This is a genomic window from Tenacibaculum jejuense, assembly GCF_900198195.1.
In the GTDB taxonomy this organism is placed as follows: Bacteria; Bacteroidota; Bacteroidia; order Flavobacteriales; family Flavobacteriaceae; genus Polaribacter; species Polaribacter jejuensis.
Map to the genome: position 1 here is coordinate 3,627,740 of NZ_LT899436.1, position 20,067 is coordinate 3,647,806.

General features: G+C 30.4%; 17 protein-coding genes. 7 read left to right on the top strand and 10 right to left on the bottom strand.

Features of this window, described 5'->3' with window-relative positions; translation table 11 throughout:
* Positions 1–13 precede the first annotated feature (13 nt).
* From AQ1685_RS15795 to AQ1685_RS15825, 7 genes are all read right to left on the bottom strand, one after another.
* Positions 14–1,582 carry a sensor histidine kinase gene (locus tag AQ1685_RS15795; RefSeq protein WP_095073753.1) on the bottom strand — a complete coding sequence of 523 codons (1,569 nt, stop codon included), beginning with the start codon at positions 1,580–1,582 and terminating at the stop codon, positions 14–16.
* Positions 1,583–1,699: 117 nt separating this feature from the next.
* Complete coding sequence (gene coaE / locus AQ1685_RS15800) at positions 1,700–2,281, bottom strand: dephospho-CoA kinase (protein WP_095073755.1); 582 nt, start codon at positions 2,279–2,281, stop codon at positions 1,700–1,702.
* A 4-nt stretch (positions 2,282–2,285) separates the two neighbouring features.
* Positions 2,286–3,221: a CdaR family protein gene (locus AQ1685_RS15805; RefSeq protein ID WP_095073757.1), complete on the bottom strand. Its 936-nt coding sequence runs from the start codon at positions 3,219–3,221 to the stop codon at positions 2,286–2,288.
* A gap of 80 nt (positions 3,222–3,301) precedes the next feature.
* Positions 3,302–3,613 carry a preprotein translocase subunit YajC gene (gene yajC / locus AQ1685_RS15810; RefSeq protein WP_095073759.1) on the bottom strand — a complete coding sequence of 104 codons (312 nt, stop codon included), beginning with the start codon at positions 3,611–3,613 and terminating at the stop codon, positions 3,302–3,304.
* Between the two features lies 1 nt (position 3,614).
* The gene (locus tag AQ1685_RS15815; RefSeq protein ID WP_095073761.1) at positions 3,615–4,079 is read right to left on the bottom strand and encodes a DUF1573 domain-containing protein; all 465 of its coding nucleotides are present in this window, start codon (positions 4,077–4,079) and stop codon (positions 3,615–3,617) included.
* A gap of 41 nt (positions 4,080–4,120) precedes the next feature.
* Positions 4,121–5,059 (bottom strand): transcription antitermination factor NusB, encoded by a 939-nt coding sequence (gene nusB, locus AQ1685_RS15820; protein WP_095073763.1) that lies wholly within the window; start codon positions 5,057–5,059, stop codon positions 4,121–4,123.
* A gap of 75 nt (positions 5,060–5,134) precedes the next feature.
* Entirely contained in the window at positions 5,135–6,235 is a 1,101-nt protein-coding gene (locus AQ1685_RS15825) for a Glu/Leu/Phe/Val family dehydrogenase (RefSeq protein ID WP_095073764.1), read from the bottom strand.
* A 176-nt stretch (positions 6,236–6,411) separates the two neighbouring features.
* On the opposite strand from AQ1685_RS15825, the gene AQ1685_RS15830 reads away from it, so the two are divergent.
* Positions 6,412–8,166 (top strand): ABC transporter ATP-binding protein, encoded by a 1,755-nt coding sequence (locus tag AQ1685_RS15830; RefSeq protein ID WP_095073766.1) that lies wholly within the window; start codon positions 6,412–6,414, stop codon positions 8,164–8,166.
* A gap of 80 nt (positions 8,167–8,246) precedes the next feature.
* Entirely contained in the window at positions 8,247–8,606 is a 360-nt protein-coding gene (locus AQ1685_RS15835) for a PUR family DNA/RNA-binding protein (protein WP_095073767.1), read from the top strand.
* Between the two features lie 77 nt (positions 8,607–8,683).
* Here the strand turns inward: AQ1685_RS15835 and AQ1685_RS15840 are convergent, their stop codons facing one another.
* From AQ1685_RS15840 to AQ1685_RS15850, 3 genes are read right to left on the bottom strand one after another with little or no spacing between them, the layout of a single operon-like run.
* A complete protein-coding gene (locus AQ1685_RS15840; RefSeq protein WP_095073769.1) occupies positions 8,684–9,736 on the bottom strand; it encodes an isochorismate synthase in 1,053 nt (350 codons plus the stop codon).
* The gene (locus AQ1685_RS15845) at positions 9,733–10,578 is read right to left on the bottom strand and encodes an alpha/beta fold hydrolase (RefSeq protein ID WP_095073771.1); all 846 of its coding nucleotides are present in this window, start codon (positions 10,576–10,578) and stop codon (positions 9,733–9,735) included. The genes AQ1685_RS15840 and AQ1685_RS15845 overlap by 4 nt, the downstream gene beginning before the upstream one ends.
* Positions 10,571–10,999 carry a PaaI family thioesterase gene (locus AQ1685_RS15850; RefSeq protein WP_095073772.1) on the bottom strand — a complete coding sequence of 143 codons (429 nt, stop codon included), beginning with the start codon at positions 10,997–10,999 and terminating at the stop codon, positions 10,571–10,573. Before AQ1685_RS15850 ends, AQ1685_RS15845 begins: the two co-directional genes overlap by 8 nt.
* Before the next feature lie 73 nt (positions 11,000–11,072).
* On the opposite strand from AQ1685_RS15850, the gene AQ1685_RS15855 reads away from it, so the two are divergent.
* The 5 genes from AQ1685_RS15855 to AQ1685_RS15875 all read left to right on the top strand — a co-directional run bounded on the left by AQ1685_RS15855 (position 11,073) and on the right by AQ1685_RS15875 (position 20,037).
* A complete protein-coding gene (locus AQ1685_RS15855; RefSeq protein WP_095073774.1) occupies positions 11,073–11,573 on the top strand; it encodes an IS1096 element passenger TnpR family protein in 501 nt (166 codons plus the stop codon).
* Between the two features lie 129 nt (positions 11,574–11,702).
* Positions 11,703–12,599, top strand: coding sequence for an ABC transporter ATP-binding protein (locus AQ1685_RS15860; protein WP_095073776.1), 897 nt, complete (start codon positions 11,703–11,705; stop codon positions 12,597–12,599).
* A 10-nt stretch (positions 12,600–12,609) separates the two neighbouring features.
* Positions 12,610–13,458, top strand: a complete 849-nt coding sequence (locus AQ1685_RS15865; protein WP_095075098.1) for an ABC transporter permease — start codon at positions 12,610–12,612, stop codon at positions 13,456–13,458.
* A gap of 45 nt (positions 13,459–13,503) precedes the next feature.
* Entirely contained in the window at positions 13,504–17,013 is a 3,510-nt protein-coding gene (locus AQ1685_RS15870) for a T9SS type B sorting domain-containing protein (RefSeq protein WP_095073778.1), read from the top strand.
* 96 nt (positions 17,014–17,109) lie between these two features.
* On the top strand, positions 17,110–20,037 hold the full coding sequence (locus AQ1685_RS15875) for a T9SS type B sorting domain-containing protein (RefSeq protein ID WP_095073780.1): 2,928 nt from the start codon (positions 17,110–17,112) through the stop codon (positions 20,035–20,037).
* Positions 20,038–20,067: the final 30 nt, after the last annotated feature.

The window sequence follows — 20,067 nt, forward strand, 5'->3', positions numbered from 1 at the left end:
GTTACCCTTCAATTTATATTAATGGTAGTTTAACTGTAAATGTACTTCCTTTACCTTTCTCACTTGCCACATGAACCGTGCCATGGTGGTTGTCGATAATCTCTTTTACATAGGCTAATCCTAGTCCATGCCCTTTCACATTGTGAATGTTACCTTTATGTTCTCGATAAAATTTATCGAAAATATATTTTTGAGCATTTTTAGTCATACCTATTCCTTCGTCTTTTATTTTAAATATAAAATACTTGTTTGTATTTTCTGTATATACATCTATTTTGGGAGTTCCTTCTGAATATTTTATTGCATTTTCTAATATATTAACAACTACATTAGTTAAATGAAACTGGTTTCCTAAAACCTCAGAAGAAATCGCCTTAAAATGTGTATTTATTGTTCCTTGTTTGTCTGATACTAATAAACTAACATGGTCTATTGCTTCTTCTATGATATCTGTAGCTTCAACTGCTTCTTTTGTTATTTCAATCTGATTCTTTTCTAACTTCGATATTCTTAATACATTTTCTACCTGACCATGCATTCGTTTATTCTCGTCACGAATCATTTTTACATAACGTTTTACTTTTTCTTCATCATTAATAATTTTAGGATTTTTAATAGCATCTAATGCCAAATTTATTGTGGCAATAGGTGTTTTAAATTCATGTGTCATGTTATTAATGAAATCTGTTTTTATTTCAGAAATTTTCTTTTGCCTCACTAATTGATACAAAGAAGTAGAAAAAGCCGCTATAACAATACCTATAAAAAATAATGATAATAATAGCGCATACATCATGCTTGATAAAAGACTTTGTTTCTCATTTGGAAACGTAACATATAATTTATAATTACTGTTTCCACTATCGTCTTCTAACAACGGATAGAAATAACTATTTTCTTCATCTATTTTAAAGTAACCAGATTTTATTTTTGTAGCCAAACCACCTTCATATACACCAAATTTAAATTCTTGATCTATATTTCTTTTGCCTAATTCGTCTCTAAGAGTATTATTTAACTCTCTGTTACTTATTCTTTTATGAATAGGCATGTGCTTCTGATTTTGACTAAACAAATACTCAACTTGCTTTTTTTGCCAACTAGGATATTTTAAAAGTCTTGAATATTTATTTTCATCTGTGTAACTTTTAAAATCTCCATTATCAGAGCTATAAGTAATGGTTTGTGAAAAATCTTCCTTTCCTGAAAACCTCTTGATGATTATTGTATCACTATTTACAAAATCAACGGGGATCTTAAAGTTTTCTTCTAGAATTGTAGCTCCGAATGTAAATTTTTTCTTCGCTACAGTATCTATTTGTTGGAATAGGTAATTTTTAAGCTCAGCTGTGCTTATAGATTCACTATTTTCAAAGACCTTTTTATGTTTATCAACAAATTCATTATACTCTCTTTCCTTTATTCTTTCGGATGTTTTTGCCAGAGCTATCTTCACATTATCTTCAAACTCCGAACGTTTGCTCTTTACGGCATTTTTAACCCAATATAACTGAACTGCAATTATTCCTGTTAAGGAAATACTCATGAGCAGTACAATTAGAATAAAAATTCTTTTTCCCATCGATCAAAAATAAACTAATAAGCTAAAGCTCAATTGCTTTTAACTTAGATTAACAAAGATAATATGTTTTTAAGAGAATTTTAAGAAATATGTTAAGATATCAATAATTAATTAAAATTATTGTGTTAATTTATTGTGAATACTACTCACTATAACCTCAACATCACTCAAATTAGTGTTAATAATCAGATAATGAGATTGTATCGTTTTTTTAGTGTCTGACCATTGATTTTTTACTCGATTTAAGACTGATTCTCTAGATACCTGATCTCTTTCCATAACACGTTGTATTCTAATTTCTTCAGGAGCAGAAACCATAATTATTTTTTCGCACAGAACATGACTATTATTTTCAAACAGTATCGCATTTTCATATAAAATATAATCCTTGTCAGAATGCATACGAATGTAGTTTTCTAAATGTTTATGAACTTCTGGATGAACTATAGTATTTAACAACTTCAATTTTGTTTTATCTTCAAAAACTATTTTTGCTAAAAAAGGTCTATTCAACCCATTTGAGTTATAGGCTTCTTCTGAAAACTCTTGAATTATTTGTTTTCTAATGTTCTCATTCGTATTCATCAACTTTTTAGCTTCATCATCTGCATGATAAATTTGAACATTTTCATATTGTGAAAACATCTTAGAAACTGTAGTTTTTCCACTACCAATTCCTCCTGTAATACCAACTAACATTGTCTTATTTTTGAATTAAAAAATCTATTCTTTGAGGTGAAATTCTTATGGAAGAAATTAATTCTGGTTTTCTTTTAATTTCAGGCATTAAATAAGAAAGATCATCGTTAATTGTTTTTCGATAATCACAAACAACTTCAAAAAGATCTTCAGTTATTTTTTGATAGTTTTTAAGCCCAACTTTATAGATCACCTTTACTTTCTTTGGGAAAGTACTTAATTTTAATCGATTAGGAATACCTATAATCTTTATTGGTATTTCGAAAGTACCTTCGGTAAATTTATCTACCAGAATATTAGCTTTAATTTTATTTAACTTCATTTTTATTCCTGTAGAACCTTCTGGAACTAATAAATCTAGTGATAAATCTACATCTTCACTTATCTCTTGAAGTGTTATAGTGTTTGTTTTTATTACATTAATCTTTGCTAATTGCAATTCGGGGCCTGAGACCAAAACACTATCTTGACTTAAATTTATTTCTTCTAATCCATATCCTAGTTTATAATTCAGATTTAAATCAGATTGAATTGGCACTTTTTTACTACCTAATGTTCCTAATTTAAAATGAATAGAATCTCTGTTCACTTTCTCTAAACTTAGACCTGAATTTAATCTTTTTTGAATTTCTTCTTGTTGATTGGCAGTAAGCAAAAAGAAATCGTTTGTGTTCTTTCTTACTATCTTTTTTAACGATAATATTATTTTTTTTGAAGAGAAATTAGCAGCCAAAAGATTAAATCCATTACCCTTTACTGTTACTGAAATTTTCTTTAGTGGTTCTTCTTGAAGTATTTTATTTTGAGGTAAATCGGTATACTCAACTCTATAAACAATTTTAGACGTATATGTTTTTGATAAATTAATTAACATCCACATTAAAAATGAAGCCGTTAGAAATCCAAAGAAAATTTTAGGTATTTGTAATGTTTTAGCCAATAGTCTTTTATTGCAATCTAATTAAAAACAAAATGGTGAGCAAAAAGCTCACCAAATTTTTTATCCTGAAATTATTTAATTTACTTGCTTTCTGAATATTTCTTAGTTAACTCCATAGAAATTGCTGCTCTTTCAAATCTGATTTTACCTGCACCAGTCTCTATAACTACTGTATTATTGGTATCATTAACTTCTACAATTCTTCCATGAATACCACTAGTGGTAACCACATTAATACCTTTTTTAATCTCAGATCTAAATTGTTTTTCTTTCTTTTGCTTTGCCATTTGTGGACGAATCATAAAGAAATAAAAAACAGCTATAAAAGCAACTAGCATCAACATATTCATCATACCTGGTTCAGATGCTTGTAAAAAAATCATTTGAAACATATTATGCTTTCTTTTTAGGTGTTACCATTCCAGAAATCTTTACTTCTTCTCTACCTTTTACAGTATTTGTGTATAAAGTAACTGTTTTACTTTGTTTATTTGGTTTCCCAGAAGTATTAAACTTCACTTGAACTTCACTAGTTTGACCTGGTTTTATTGGTTCTTTTGGCCAAGTAGGAACTGTACAACCACAAGAAGCTTTTGCATCTGTGATCACTAAATCAGATTTTCCAGTATTTGTTACTTTGAAAGATGTTTCAACTACGAATCCTTCATCTACAACTCCAAAATCGTGTATTTCTCTATCAAAAACTACTTCAGGAGCACCTACTTTGATCTCTTTATCTCTTTTTTGTGCTTGCTCTACATTAGTAAGATTTACTTTAGAGGCAGCATTACCTTCCTTACAAGATACTAACACAACTGATAATAAAACAGCTGATAATGTTATTATTGCTTTTCTCATTGTTTATAAATTTATTGGTTAAAAATAATTAATTAAAATAGCTATAGCAAACCTCTACCTATTTTTACCATCTTATTATTTTCTTGATAATCTTTTGATAGTTTATCTAAAACTCCATTAATAAAATATCCACTTTTACTTGTAGAGTAATCTTTAGCTAACTCAATATATTCATTTATAGTTACTCTACTTGGTATTGAAGAAAAATGTAAAAATTCTGTAATTGCCATTTTTATTAAAATCATGTCAATATCAGCAATTCTATCAGTTTCCCAATTAGGAGTTTTCTCCTTAATATCATCATCGTACTTATGTTGATTAAGCACTACTTTCTTGAATAAATCAGAAGTAAATCTTTTATCTTCTTCATCTTTATAAAGATTACCTAAAACAAAAGGAGAAGAACTTTTTTGTTTATTTAAAGTTTTCACTACCCATGTATTCACAAAAGGAATATCATCAACCCAAGAAATCATTTCATCTTCAAAATAATCTGCTAGTTTTTCATTTGGAGCAATAATTTCCTTAAAAAACGTGATAATAAAATTCTTTTCAGTATTATATGAGCTGTCATCTGAAGTCATATATTCTTTGTAAAAATCGCTTTTATTTAGTTCTTCCCAAACGATTTTAACGTACTCATCATCTAAATCCCAGTTGTCTAATTTATTTAACTCCACATATCCTTCTAAGCTCACACTGTCTTTTATTTGATTTAAAAGTGTGTTATCTATAAATCTGGTATTTGGATTTAAATCTTCTTTTGTTGCTAAGATTTTCTTTTTTGAAAGCTCAATTTTTTTATGAGCCAATTTTTGTACTTCAAGAAGCAATTGAAAATTCAAAACATATAGATCAAACATCTTTTGAATACTAAATTTTAAGAACTTCTCTTCTTTAACAAGATCGGTATTGTGTGATTGCTGCATTGCATATACAGACTGCATCACCTTTAAACGAATATGTCTTCTGTTTATCATTAAATTGAGGACTTTAAAAAAGGCGATAGAATTTTTTCTATCGCCCTGCAAAAATAAAACTTTTATCGACTTACCTTAGCTATTTTGTTCTTTTTTACGTGCATCAATTCTTCCTTGTGCAATATTAAAAGCTGCTTGGTGAGTTGTAATATTTTCTTTCTCCGCTAATTCAAATATCTCTAGCGTAGTATTATATATATTTTCTGTTCTTTTCTTACTTTCTTCTTTACCATAGCCTGCTACTTCAGCATAAACATTGATAATTCCTCCTGCATTGATTAAGAAATCTGGAGCATAAGCTATTCCTTTTTCTTGCAACATTTTACCATGTTTTAACTCATTTGCTAACTGATTGTTGGCTGCCCCAGCTATTACTTTAGCGTTTAATTGTGAAATACTATTATCGTTAACTGTAGCTCCTAAAGCACATGGCGCATAGATATCAAGGTCTAAACCGTAAATATCATTCCCTAAAACAACATTTGCATTATATTTTTTACTCAATTCTTCTAATCTAGCCTCATTAATATCATTTAAGATAACTTGAGCACCTTCATCAGTAATATGCTTTACTAAAGTTTCACCTACATGACCAACACCTTGTACTAAAACTTTCTTTCCTTCTAAATTATCTGTTCCAAATTTATATTTAGCTGCAGCTTTCATTCCCATGTAAACACCGTAAGCAGTCACAGGAGAAGGATTTCCTGATCCTCCAATAGCTTCAGAAACACCAGTTACATGTGGAGTTACTTCGCGAATAACATCCATATCTCTAGTTTCCATACCAACATCTTCAGCAGTAATATATCTTCCACTTAAAGAGTTTACAAACTCTCCGAATTTACGCATTAAAGCATCATTCTTTTGAGTTTTAGCATCTCCGATAATTACAGCCTTACCTCCACCTAAATTTAAACCAGTGATAGCGGACTTATAAGTCATACCTCTTGATAAACGTAATACATCGTTTAAAGCTTCCCACTCTGTTTTATATTGCCACATTCTTGTACCTCCAAGTGCCGGACCTAAAGTTGTATTGTGTATACCAATAATTGCTTTTAAACCTGTATCTTCGTCGTTGCAAAAAACAACTTGTTCGTGACCGTCAAAAGATAACTGTCCGAAAACAGGATCGTTTTTAAGGTCTTTAGTATCAATAATTTCAGACATCATAGTATATTACGTTTTACTTAAAAAGAATTTAACTATTCCTTAATATTAGGACTGCTAAAATACAGATTCTGCAATTACAAACCAAAAAAAGACTTGTAAATTGAAAAATACATAAAAAGAAAACGTTTTCTTTTACATATAAACAAAAAACACACTCAATAATTATATAATATAAATTGAAAGCCTTACAATACTTAAATAAATATTTCATAAAATATAAGTGGAGACTGCTTATTGGAATTCTTATTACTGTACTATCCAAGTTATTAGCACTAAAAATACCTGAGATCATAAAGAACTCTTTAAATATTGTTGAAGAATATTTAAATGGTGAAACGACAGATTTATCTATGGTTAAAGAGCAGCTTTTTTACAATATTTTAATCATAGTTGGTATTACTTTACTCGCTGGTTTTTTCACTTTTTTAATGCGACAAACCATTATTGTTATGTCTCGATTAATTGAATTTGACTTGAAAAATGAAATTTACGAGCAGTATCAAAAATTATCAGTTAATTTTTACAAAAAAAATAGAACTGGTGATTTGATGAATCGTATTTCTGAAGACGTTTCAAAAGTTAGAATGTATTTTGGACCAGCAATTATGTATTCATTAAATATGATTGTCTTATTTACCATTGGTTTTTCTAAAATGTTAAAAACAGACGTACAACTTACATTGTATACTTTAATACCTTTCCCTGTGTTGTCTGTATCTATTTTCATTTTAAGTAAACAGATTAATAAAAGAACAACGATAGTACAAGAATACCTTTCTAAACTTACCACATTTAACCAAGAGTTTTTCTCTGGAATCAATGTGGTGAAATCTTATGTTATTGAGAAATCAGTTTTAAATAACTTTAATGAACTTGCTGATAAAGCTAAAGAGAAAAATATCGAGTTATCTAAGATTCAAGCATTATTCTTTCCTTTAATGATATTGTTAATTGGTATCAGCAATATTTTAGTGTTATATATAGGAGGAAAACAATACATAGCTGGAGAAATTAAAATCGGTGTTATCGCTGAGTTTATCTTATATGTTAACATTTTAACTTGGCCTGTAGCTGTTGTGGGATGGGTAACCTCAATTGTTCAGCAAGCAGAAGCTTCACAACAAAGAATTAATGAATTTCTACAACAAGTACCTGAAATTAGAAACTTTAATAATTCAAAAACAGATGTAAACGGAAAAATACAGTTTAAAGATGTTTCTTTAACTTATGACGACACAAACATTACTGCTTTAAACAAAATTTCTTTTGATGTTAATAAAGGGGAAACTATAGCTATTATGGGAAAAACTGGAAGCGGAAAATCCTCTATTGCAAATTTAGTTTCAAGAATGTATGATACCACAGAAGGAACAATACTTATCGATGATCAACCTATAAAAGACTTAAACTTAAATGATATTAGAGACCAAATAGGTTTTGTGCCGCAAGATCCTTTTTTATTTTCTGACACTATTGAAAACAATATCAAATTTGGTAAAAATGATGCAACTCAAGATGAAATTGTTGAAGCAGCTAAAAATGCTGTAATACACAATAATATTTCTGGTTTTACAAATGGATACCAAACTATTTTAGGAGAAAGAGGTGTTACACTTTCGGGAGGACAAAAACAACGTACTTCTATAGCTAGAGCTATTATCAAAGATCCTAAAATTTTAATTTTTGATGATTGTTTATCTGCCGTAGACACTGAAACTGAAGAGAAAATTCTTAGTAACTTGCAACGAATTTCCAAAGACAAAACTACTTTCATTATTAGCCACAGAGTATCATCTGCCAAAAACGCTGATAAAATCATAGTTTTAGACGAAGGAAAAATCATCGAACAAGGGTCTCATAATCAATTAATAAATCAAAAAGGAATTTATAATTCACTATATGAACAACAACTTTTAGAAAAAGAAATTTAGTGTTTTGTATGCATAAGTGAAATATTTTGTTAGATTTGTTAGTGAAAAAAACAATTAACTAGTATTTTAAGATTTGAATTATGGGCGAGAGAGTTGAACAAGAAGAGATCTTTTCACAGGTATTAAGAGCAGGAAGAAGAACGTATTTTTTTGACGTTAGAGCAACCAAAGCTGACGACTATTACTTAACAGTAACTGAAAGTAAAAAATTTACACATGATGATGGATCTTTCCATTATCAAAAACATAAAATTTATCTTTATAAAGAAGATTTTAACGATTTTAAAGAGATGTTAAACAAAGCAACTGACTACATTGTTACTCAAAAAGGTAGCGAAGTAATTAGTGAAAGACATCAAAAAGATTTTAAAAAGAGTACTGAAAGTTTTGTAGAACAAACTGCAGAGAGTTTTACAGACGTTTCATTCGACGATATATAAACGATTTAGTTCAAATTCAATTTACACAATGTAAAACCGCTAATTAACTACAATAGTTTCATTAGTGGTTTTTATTTTTATGATAGAACTCGTTTCATTGCTAAAGATTTTACTTTAGTTTCCTCCCACTCTTTTTCTGGATCACTATCTTTTGTAATCCCTCCTCCAATATAAAGAATAGCTTTATCTTCTTTTATTTGCATACATCTGAGATTTACATATAGACTAGAAAATCTCGTGTTGTTTTCGGTAAGATTCAATTCACCTAAAAAACCCGTGTAAAAACTTCGATCATAATTTTCATTCTTTAGTATAAATGATTTTGATTCTTCCTTTGGAAATCCGCAAACAGCAGGTGTAGGGTGCAAAACTTTAATCACACTTTTTATATCATATTTGGCACGACCAGATATCTTAGTTCGTAAGTGGAGTAAGTTTCCAATTTTAATAGTCTCTAAATTATCCACAGTCAAATACTCGCTTTCCTCTCTAAGTTTTTCAGTTATATAATCTGTAACTAATTGCTGTTCATCTAGCTCCTTTTCTCCCCAAGAAGTTTCTTTTTCAGGATTATAAATTTGTGTTCCAGCTAATGACATTGTAGAAAATTCATTGTCTTTAATATCTAATAAAGTTTCTGGTGTTGCTCCCATCCATAATCCTACTTTTGGATGAAACCACAGATAACAAAAAGCTGTTGGATAATTCACCAATAACCTTTGATAAACAGTTATAGCATCAAAATCCTTTAACAATACCTCTTCATCTCTAGACAATACTACTTTTTTAAATTGATTGTTCTTAATAGCATTTATAGCATCTTTTACCAAATCAATATGAATATCCGCTTTATTTTTAAGTGAATCACTTTCAAACACAACCTTAGAATTATCTGACAAATCATCCAAGTTTTCATGAATAACTTCCGACTCATTCAAAGGAATTAAAATAGATGATTTAGTATTATCGAAAGGAGCAAAAACAAAACCCTCTTCATCAAATTCATTTGAAAAAAACAAAGTAGTATTTTTCTGAAAAAAACTTTGTACTTGTTTAGAGTTTGGTTTTCTGTAAACCACAAAAGGTAAATTATCTTGTAAAGACAATTTTATTTTTTTAAATATTTTCAATCTAAAATCTTTAAAAATTGATTTTTAATCGTTTCAAAATTAGACCAAACTAACCCATGATTAGCTTTATCTATTGTTACTAACTTAAATTGATCTTCTGGAAATTGATCTTCCAATAATTTTGAATTTTCATAAGGTACAATCCAATCTCCAGAACCGTGTATGCTGACAACTTTATTAGGTGTACTTTCCCAATCGCCTTCAAAATGTTTCAAATCTTTTTTATGAGAAAGTTTTTCTTTAGACGCTTCTTTCCAAATTCTTGGAACCAGCCAACGTGTTAATTTCCATTTGTAAAAATTAATCATCCAAGGCATTGGTTCTACGCTACTATGGACAGCAGGCGCTAATAAAATAATTTTTTTAACCTTTTCCTTAACAGCCAAAGCTATTGGTCCGCCATAAGAATACCCAACTAAAATAGTTTTTTCAGAAGGTAAATTACTTATCACATCTTTTAACATATTCCTTTCAAAATTGATGCTTTCTTGTACGTGATTTTCATCGTTGTAATTATAACCTATTCTATCATAAGCAATCATATTACATTTAGTCTGCAAATCTCTATCCGATATATATTTTGAAAAATCGTTAATCGATCCAATTGTACCATGAACAAAAACCATTGTTGGTAAAGAATCATTAACTATTAATGAAAGCTTTCTATAATTAAAACCATTGTATGTTTCACTTGTTAGAACTGGCTTTACAAGACTATTTTCATAAGCTTCAAGAATTTTAGCATCAGGTTTTGGAGCAGTAAAAATTCTGAAAGCAAAATATAATCCTACAACAATTAAAATAATAATTACACCAACTATTTTAAGCACTTTCTTAAGCATTATTTTTACTTTTATCTAAAATGATATTTGTGAGTTTGCATATGGAAATGAGATTATCTTCTTCATCTGTGATTTTAACTTCCCACAAATGTGTTGTTTTTCCTTTATGAATAGGTAGTGCAGTAGCATAAACCACACCATCTTTCTTACTTTTAAGATGATTTACACTCAATTCAATTCCTTTTACAACTTTATCTTTTTCTTTTAAAAAAAATAAAGAAGCAACACTTCCTACTGTTTCTGCTAAAGCTGCAGAAGCTCCTCCGTGTAAAATCCCAAAAGGCTGATGAACAGTGGAATTCACTGGCATTTTTGCTGTTATTGATTCTTCTCCAACAGCAACAAACTCTATACTTAGAGTTTCCATTAGTGTATTTTTATTGTAAGAATTGAGTCTTTGTAAGGTTTCTTCTAAATTCATTTTTGATAAAAATATCAATATAAAATTATGGAGGATAAAAATACGTATTTTTGTAGTGATTAAAAATTGAATAATGTACAAAGTTCGAGTAATATTAGACGTAGAAGAAGATGTGATTAGAACATTAGTTGTAGATGAGCATCAAACATTAGAAAAGCTACATATACAAATAGCAAATGCTTTTGGTTTCGATGGAAATGAAATGGCTTCTTTTTACACTAGTGATAACGGTTGGAATCAAGGAGAAGAAATACCTCTTTTCAACATGTCGGAAACTGGTGTAGGTTTATCTATGACCACTTGTATTTTAAATGAAATTTTACCTCACCAAAATGATAAATTAATTTATGTCTATGATTTTCTTGAAATGTGGACATTCTATGTGGAAGTAATTGAAAAAACAGAAGAAAAAATTTCTGAGACAAAAATTATTTTAAGCGTTGGAGATGTTCCTAAAGAAGCTCCAAATAAAGTTTTTGAATCTGATAAAATCGATGATGATTTTGATTCTGAATTCAACGATTCCTTTAATGATTTTGATAATATTGATGATATTGACTTTGACAAATATTAGACAATAATATTCTTAATTTCAAAACATTACTAAAATTTAAAATTTTATTTTTTTACTTAGCTAAGCTTGTTAATAGTAACAATTTGGTATCTTGTTCGTCATATAAGAAATTAACTAAACTTTTTGCGATTGGATACTATCTTATCAATTAAAAATCTCGACAAGAAATTTGGACGAGTTCATGCGGTGAAAAATCTTTCTTTTGATATAGAAAAAGGAAATGTATACGGAATATTAGGACCTAATGGAAGTGGTAAATCTACAACTCTAGGTATTATTTTAAACGTTGTTAATAAAACTTCTGGAGAATTCTCTTGGTTTAATGGAGCAATGTCTACACACGAAGCTTTAAAAAAAGTAGGGGCAATTATTGAGCGACCAAACTTTTATCCTTACATGACAGCAGTTCAAAACTTAGAGCTTATCTGTAAAATTAAAGGAGTTTCTAAAGAAAATGTAAATGATAAATTAAAAGTCGTTAACTTATTTGAGCGCAGACACAGTAAGTTCAAAACCTATTCTTTAGGAATGAAACAACGACTTGCTATTGCTTCAGCATTGCTTAACGATCCAGAAATTTTAATCTTAGATGAACCAACTAACGGATTAGACCCTCAAGGGATTCATGAAATTAGACAAATCATAAAGAAAATTGCTAAAAATGGAACTACGATTTTACTTGCTTCACATTTACTTGATGAAGTAGAAAAAGTGTGCTCTCATGTAGTTGTTATTAGAAAAGGAGAAAAACTATATAGCGGACGTGTAGAAAACATGGTGGCTTCTAATGGAATTATTGAAGTTAAAACTGATGGTGACCAAGAAGCTCTAGTTAATGCTTTAAAAAACTATTATGATATTGCTACTGTTAATGTTGAAGACAATTTAATTATTGCTCGTTTAGAAAACGAAACTTCTGCAACTGACATCAATCGATACTTGTTTGAAAAAGGAATTATCGTTTCTCACTTAGTTAAACGAAAGCCTAGCCTTGAAGAACAATTCCTTAACCTTACTAACTACTAAAAAAATTACTATGCTACGTCTTTTACAAATAGAATTTCATAAACTAATGCACAATCGTGCAAGTAAAGTTTTATCACTAATATATTTCGGACTATTGACTTCAATAGCACTAATCGCTGCTATTAAATTTAATATAGGTCCTATAAAGTTTCATTTAGCCGATCAAGGTATTTTTAACTTTCCTTATATATGGCATTTTAACACTTACATTGCTGCTATTTTAAAATTTTTCCTTCTATTAGTTATCGTATCAATGATGGCTAACGAATATAGCTATAAAACCCTGAAACAAAACCTCATAGACGGACTAAGCAAAAAAGAATTTATACTTTCTAAATTCTACACCGTTATAGCCTTTGCTTTAATTTCTACAATATTTGTTTTTGTAGTTTCATTGGTATTAGGATTAATTTATTCAGACTTTAATGAGATAAGCATTATTCTTTCAGACTTAGAATATTTGTTAGCATTCTTCATAAAGTTAGTAGGATTCTTTTCATTCGGTTTATTCTTAGGTATTTTAATTAAACGATCTGCTTTTGCAGTTGCTGGAATGATTGTTTGGCTAGTTGTAGAGAGTTTATTTAAAGGATATTTATTATGGAATTTTAAACATTTAAAACAACAAGCTTTTTCTCACGCGAATGAAATCATGCAGTTTTTTCCTTTAGAAGCTATATCTAATTTAATACGTGAACCTTTTACCAGACTTGGAGCTGTAAAATCAGTTGCGCGTCAAATTGGAGAGGATATTGTAGTAGATCATTCAGTGCGTTACACAGACATAATTATCGTTTTATTTTGGACTGCTTTGTTTGTTTATCTTTCTTACGCCTTGTTAAAAAAGCGTGATTTATAGGTAGTTTTCCTTATTTTTGATCTCCTCTAATTGGGACGTTCAAAAATGAAAAAAGCCTTATTACTATTAGTCGTTATCATAAGTACAAATATTTATGCTCAAAAAGAAGCTAATATTTGGTACTTTGGTAGAAATGCAGGTATCGATTTCAACACATCTCCACCAACTGTTTTAACAGACGGGCAAATAAATACTTTAGAAGGATGTTCTACATTTTCTGATGAAAATGGAAATCTTCTATTTTACTCTGATGGAATTACAGTTTGGGATAAAAACCACGATGTAATGAAATATTCAGATGGAAGACCAGCGATTGACTTATTAGGAAATCCTTCTAGTAGTCAATCTGGTATGATTATACCAAAGCCAAAGTCTACCTCTATTTACTATCTTTTTACTGTTGACGATGGACCTAGTGGACCTGGGCAACCTGGTAGAGGATTGAATCTTTACACTATTGATATCTCAAAGAATGGCGGTGTTGGTGAAGTTGTAGATGGTCCAATTCCTTTATCTGGTAGTTTAGCAGATATTTGGTCTGAAAAAGTAGCGGCAGTTCGAGGAACTGAGTGTGATACATTTTGGGTAGTTTCTGCTGTTAACAATACTTTTCATGCGTTTAAAGTTGATGACACTGGGGTAAATACGACTCCTGTAATTTCTACAGTAACAACTACGACTACTGCTCGAGGTTATTTAAAACTTTCTCCTGATGGAACTAAACTTGCAGTGGCCAATCAATTAGGAACAGCTAATCTTTACAACTTTAATGCAACCAACGGAACTGTAGATCCTAGTTCTGAAATCATTCTAACCAGAGTTTCCGATGGTGGTCCTTATGGTGTTGAATTTTCTGTTGATTCAAGAAAATTATACATCTCAACTGTTTCTAGTTTTAGGTTTGATTTAAATGATCCTCCAACAACTTATAGTTTATTTCATTTTGATTTAAATGAAACTGATATTCCAGGTTCTAAAAGTTTAATTCACCAAGAAACAGGATTTAGAGGCGGTTTACAATTAGGTCCTGATAGTAAAATCTATGTAACTATTCCCTTAGCTTTTGATGATCCTAGAGGTGATGATCCTAATTTAGATGTTATTGAAAATCCAACAGCAAAAGCTAGAGATATTATCTTTACAAAAGATGCTATCGATTTAGGAGGAAAATTGTCAACCCAAGGATTACCTCCGTTTATTTCTTCATTATTATTACCTATAGAGATTATCGATTTAACTTCTGGAGAAATCATCAACAATCAAGACAGAAAATATTGTATTGGCGACACCATTGAGATTGATTCTGGCTCTGTAACGGGTTCTGGTATTACTTACGAATGGACGTTCAATAACGGAACTACAACAACAACCATTTCCAATCAACCCAAATTAACCCTGAATAATATAGATCCAAGTAATAATGGAACCTACACTTTAACTGTAAATCTTACTAATAACTGTGGAGAAATTACAAAATTAGAAGGTACATTTACTATCGAAGTTTTTGCTCCTGCAACTGCTAGTAGTGTACCTGATATTAATTTTTGTGATGTTGACGGTGACGGTTTTAATTCTTTTGATTTTGATACTGATGTAACACCTACGGTTTTAGGAGCATTAAGTTCTAGCCAGTTTGAAGTATTTTACTATTTTGATAGAGCTGATGCCGAAAATAATAACACTACAAACGCAATTACTTCTCCATACACGAATACCACTGCTTTTATTTCAGAAGATATTTTTGTTCGTGTTCACAATAAAGATGCTGTGAATGCTTGTTTTGATATAACTCAATTTAAATTATCTATTACTGCATTACCTGCTCCAACTCAACCTGTAGATTACGAGGCTTGCGATGATACCACAAATGGTGGTGATACAGATGGATTCTTTAATAATTTTATACTTTCTTCAAAAGACAATGAAATTTTAGGTAGTCTTTCTGCGGCTCAATATAATGTAACTTATCATATCTCACTTTCTGGCGCACAAACTGATAATACTACCGATCGTATTGACAAAAACGCCGCGTATAGAAATACTACAACAAACGAACAGACTATATATGTAAGAGTAGAAAATAGAGCAAATACCGATTGTTTTACAGTTTCTGAACCGGGAACTAGTTTTCTACCTTTTAAACTTGTTGTTAACCCTTTACCTGTTTTAACTAATCCTAATGTACTTATTGAACAATGTGAAAATGACGGTGATCTTGCTGCAACTATCAATTTAACACAAGCACAAATTAATATTTCTAATAATCATACCAACGAAACCTTTAAATATTATCCCACACAGCCTGATGCTATAGCTGATTCTGCTGAAATTACTGATCCTGTTAATTATTCTGCGAATAATAACGACACTGTTTGGGTTAGAACCATATCTGATAAAGGTTGTTTTAGAATATCTCAACTTGATATCACTATTAATTTCGCAGCGGATATTGTATACGATAAAGAATTTACAGCTTGTGACGATTTTCTTGATGCTGATGGAAATGACACTTCTAACAATGATGATACTGATGGAATTACTGTGTTTGACCTTTCCAATGCTGAAATTGAAATTAAAGATCTTTTTGCTCCAGCCATAAGAAATGATCTAAATATTCTATTCTTTGAAAATGAAACTGATAGAGATATCGTCACGAATCAAATTACGGATATCAGAAACTACAGAAACACCAATATTCCTGCAAATACTCAACAAACTGTATTTGTTAAAATCATAAATAGAAACAATAACAATTGTACTGGATTAAGTAAACTTTTTATCAGAACACTACCATTACCTAATTTTGATGTTACTTCGCCTCAAATTTTATGCTTGAATAATCTTTCTAGTATTGAAGCTGAAAATCCTGATGGAAACTACAATTACGAATGGACTAGAAATGGCGATCCAACTGTAATTGGAAGTAACCAAACATTAGATTTAACTAGAGGTGGATCTTACCAAGTAACTGCTATAAATACCATTACTTTATGTAGAAGATCTAAAACTATAATCGTGAACGAATCCATCATCGCGTCAGTAAATCAAAATGATGTTACTATTGTAGACGATTCTCAAAACAATAGCATAACAATTGATAATTCCAGTACAAACTTAGGAATTGGTGATTATGAATTTGCTTTACAAGATGAGACCAATCAAATTGTAGTAGATTTTCAAGATTCGCCTAAATTTGAAAATTTACAAGGGGGAATTTACACCATTCTTATCAGAGATAAAAACAATTGTGGTGTTGCTCAACTTGATGTTTCTGTTTTAGAATTCCCAGACTTTTTTACCCCAAATAATGATGGAGTTAATGATTTATGGAATGTTAGAGGAACCAATTCTTTTTTCTACCCTAAAAGCAACATCAGTATATTCGATCGTTTTGGAAAATTAATAACTTCATTACAAATTGATGGAGAGGGATGGAATGGACTTTACAATGGTAAAAACCTTCCTTCTAACGATTATTGGTTCAATATAGAACTTACTGATAGAAATGGAAATACATTAATTAGAAGAGGGCACTTTTCACTATTAAGAAAGTAAAGGATTAGTCTAAAAAGTAGGAATTCATTAACTTTAACTGTTATATTACATAGGTTAAAACTTAGTTTAACTTACAAACTCTACTTTTATGAAACTATGATTAAAAAAATACTTTTTCTTTCTTTTTTATTTATTTTTCTTTTGAAAATAAATGCTCAAGATGGAGCTTCAACGTGTGATGCTGCTGAGCCGATGTGTTCGGATAGTAGAGGAGTAAAAATATTTGATAATGTTGTGAATATTCCTGATAGTGGACCTATTGGTTGTTTATCCAATACACCAAATCCTGCATGGTTTTTTATTAGAGTTCAAAATAGTGGAAATTTAAATTTTCAAATTATTCAAGCTACAGATTTTGATACTGCTGGAAACGCAACTGGTGGAAGAATTGATGTTGATTTTGTAGCTTGGGGACCATTTGCTACTCCTGATAGTAATTGTACTTCTCTGGCTAGAACATGTGTAAATTCTGCAGGAGTTACCATTGATTGTCAAACGAATACCACTCCAGGCTTTTCTAATTTTTATACAGATAATTTAGACGGAACTAATATTGTAGATTGTAGTTTTGATCCTTCTCCAATAGAAAATTTTACCATTAATAATGCTCAGGCAGGCGAATTTTATGTGCTATTAATAACGAATTTCGACAATCTTCCTGGTAGAATAAAATTGGAACAAACTAACTTTGGTATTGCTGGTGCTGGTGTAACAGATTGTTCTATTGTTACAGGTGAATTAGGACCCGATCAAGCACAATGTAATGGAACTCCAATTACATTAGATGGAACTCCTACTAGAGGTACAGCAACTGCTTTCGAATGGCAAATAGATACAGGATCAGGATTTACTACAATTCCAGGAGAAAATGCCGCTACATTAACTATAAACGATGATAGATCTGGAATTTATAAAGTAATTATAACTGATGATACTGGAAATACAGCTGAGGATGAAATCCAAATCACCTATTTACCAGTTCCCATTGCTAACAATATAACTAATATAGACTTCTGTGATTCCGATAGTGATGGTTTACATAGTTTTGACTTACAAAACGATATTAATCCTCAAATTTTAGGAACACAATCTGCTAGTCAGTTTGAAGTTGTCTACTTTTCAGATATTGGAGATGCAAATTCTAATAATACGGCTAATGCATTACCAAATCCCTACACCAATCCTTCTCCAAATAGCAATCAAACTATATACGCACGTATTCACAACAACGGAAATCCTGATGTTTGCTTTGATGTAACCTCTTTTATGTTAAATGTAAGTTCTCTTCCTATTCCAACTCAACCTGTAGATTATGAAGCTTGTGATGATACCGCAAATGGTGGTGATACAGATGGATTTTTCAACAATTTTATACTTTCTTCAAAAGACAATGAAATTTTAGGTAGTCTTTCTGCAGCTCAATACAATGTAACTTATCATACCTCACTTTCCGGAGCACAAACTGATAATACTACTGATCGTATTGACAAAAACGCCGCGTATAGAAATACTACAACAAACGAACAGACTATATATGTAAGAGTAGAAAATAGAGCAAATACCGATTGTTTTACAGTTTCTGAACCCGGAACTAGTTTTCTACCGTTTGAACTTGTTGTTAATCCTTTACCTGTTTTAACTAATCCTAATGTACTTATTGAACAATGTGAAAATGACGGTGATCTTGCTGCAACTATCAATTTAACACAAGCACAGATTAATATTTCTAATAATCATACCAACGAAACCTTTAAATATTATCCTACACAGCCTGATGCTATAGCTGATTCTGCTGAAATTACTGATCCTGTTAATTATTCTGCAAATAATAACGACACTGTTTGGGTTAGAACCATATCTGATAAAGGCTGTTTTAGAATATCTCAACTTGATATCACTATCAATTTCGCAGCGGATATTGTCTACGATAAAGAATTTACAGCTTGTGACGATTTTCTTGATGCTGATGGAAATGACACTTCTAACAATGACGATACTGATGGAATTACAGTATTTGATCTTTCCAATGCTGAAACTGAAATCAAAGATCTTTTCGCTCCAGCCATAAGAAATGATCTAAATATTTTATTCTTTGAAAATGAAACTGATAGAGATATTGTTACAAATCAAATTACGGATATCAGAAACTACAGAAACACCAATATTCCTGCAAATACTCAACAAACTGTATTTGTTAAAATCGTAAATAGAAACAATAACAATTGTACTGGATTAAGTAAACTTTTTATTAGAACACTACCATTACCTAATTTTGATGTTACTTCGCCTCAAATTTTATGCTTGAATAATCTTTCTAGTATTGAAGCTGAAAATCCTGATGGAAACTATAATTACGAATGGACTAGAAATGGCGATCCAACTGTAATTGGAAATAACCAAACATTAGATTTAACTAGAGGTGGATCTTATCAAGTAACTGCTATAAATACCACTACTTTATGTAGAAGGTCTAAAACTATAATCGTGAACGAATCCATCATCGCATCGGTAAATCAAAATGATGTTACTATTGTAGATGATTCTCAAAACAATAGTATAACAATTGATAACTCTAGTACAAATTTAGGAATTGGTGATTATGAATTTGCTTTACAAGATGAAACCAATCAAATTGTGATAGACTTTCAAGATTCGCCTAAGTTTGAAAATTTACAAGGGGGAATTTACACCATTCTTATCAGAGATAAGAACAATTGTGGTGTTGCTCAACTTGATGTTTCTGTTTTAGAATTCCCAGACTTTTTTACCCCAAATAATGATGGAGTTAATGATTTATGGAATGTTAGAGGAACCAATTCTTTTTTCTACCCTAAAAGTAACATCAGTATATTCGATCGTTTCGGAAAATTAATAACTTCCTTACAAATTGATGGAGAAGGATGGAATGGACTTTACAATGGAAGAAATTTACCTTCTAACGATTATTGGTTCAATATAGAACTTACAGATAGAAACGGAAAAACATTTACTAGAAGAGGACATTTTTCGTTATTAAGAAAATAATACAATCAACATGAATAAGCATAGATTTTC

Bases quoted from the DNA above. Each gene is read 5' to 3' on its own strand.
- AQ1685_RS15795 (WP_095073753.1), bottom strand. From the start codon at position 1,582: ATGGGAAAAAGAATTTTTATTCTAATTGTACTGCTCATGAGTATTTCC.
- coaE (WP_095073755.1), bottom strand. From the start codon at position 2,281: ATGTTAGTTGGTATTACAGGAGGAATTGGTAGTGGAAAAACTACAGTT.
- yajC (WP_095073759.1), bottom strand. From the start codon at position 3,613: ATGTTTCAAATGATTTTTTTACAAGCATCTGAACCAGGTATGATGAAT.
- AQ1685_RS15815 (WP_095073761.1), bottom strand. From the start codon at position 4,079: ATGAGAAAAGCAATAATAACATTATCAGCTGTTTTATTATCAGTTGTG.
- nusB (WP_095073763.1), bottom strand. From the start codon at position 5,059: ATGATAAACAGAAGACATATTCGTTTAAAGGTGATGCAGTCTGTATAT.
- AQ1685_RS15825 (WP_095073764.1), bottom strand. From the start codon at position 6,235: ATGATGTCTGAAATTATTGATACTAAAGACCTTAAAAACGATCCTGTT.
- AQ1685_RS15835 (WP_095073767.1), top strand. From the start codon at position 8,247: ATGGGCGAGAGAGTTGAACAAGAAGAGATCTTTTCACAGGTATTAAGA.
- AQ1685_RS15845 (WP_095073771.1), bottom strand. From the start codon at position 10,578: ATGCTTAAGAAAGTGCTTAAAATAGTTGGTGTAATTATTATTTTAATT.
- AQ1685_RS15850 (WP_095073772.1), bottom strand. From the start codon at position 10,999: ATGAATTTAGAAGAAACCTTACAAAGACTCAATTCTTACAATAAAAAT.
- AQ1685_RS15855 (WP_095073774.1), top strand. From the start codon at position 11,073: ATGTACAAAGTTCGAGTAATATTAGACGTAGAAGAAGATGTGATTAGA.
- AQ1685_RS15865 (WP_095075098.1), top strand. From the start codon at position 12,610: ATGCTACGTCTTTTACAAATAGAATTTCATAAACTAATGCACAATCGT.
- AQ1685_RS15870 (WP_095073778.1), top strand. From the start codon at position 13,504: ATGAAAAAAGCCTTATTACTATTAGTCGTTATCATAAGTACAAATATT.
- AQ1685_RS15875 (WP_095073780.1), top strand. From the start codon at position 17,110: ATGATTAAAAAAATACTTTTTCTTTCTTTTTTATTTATTTTTCTTTTG.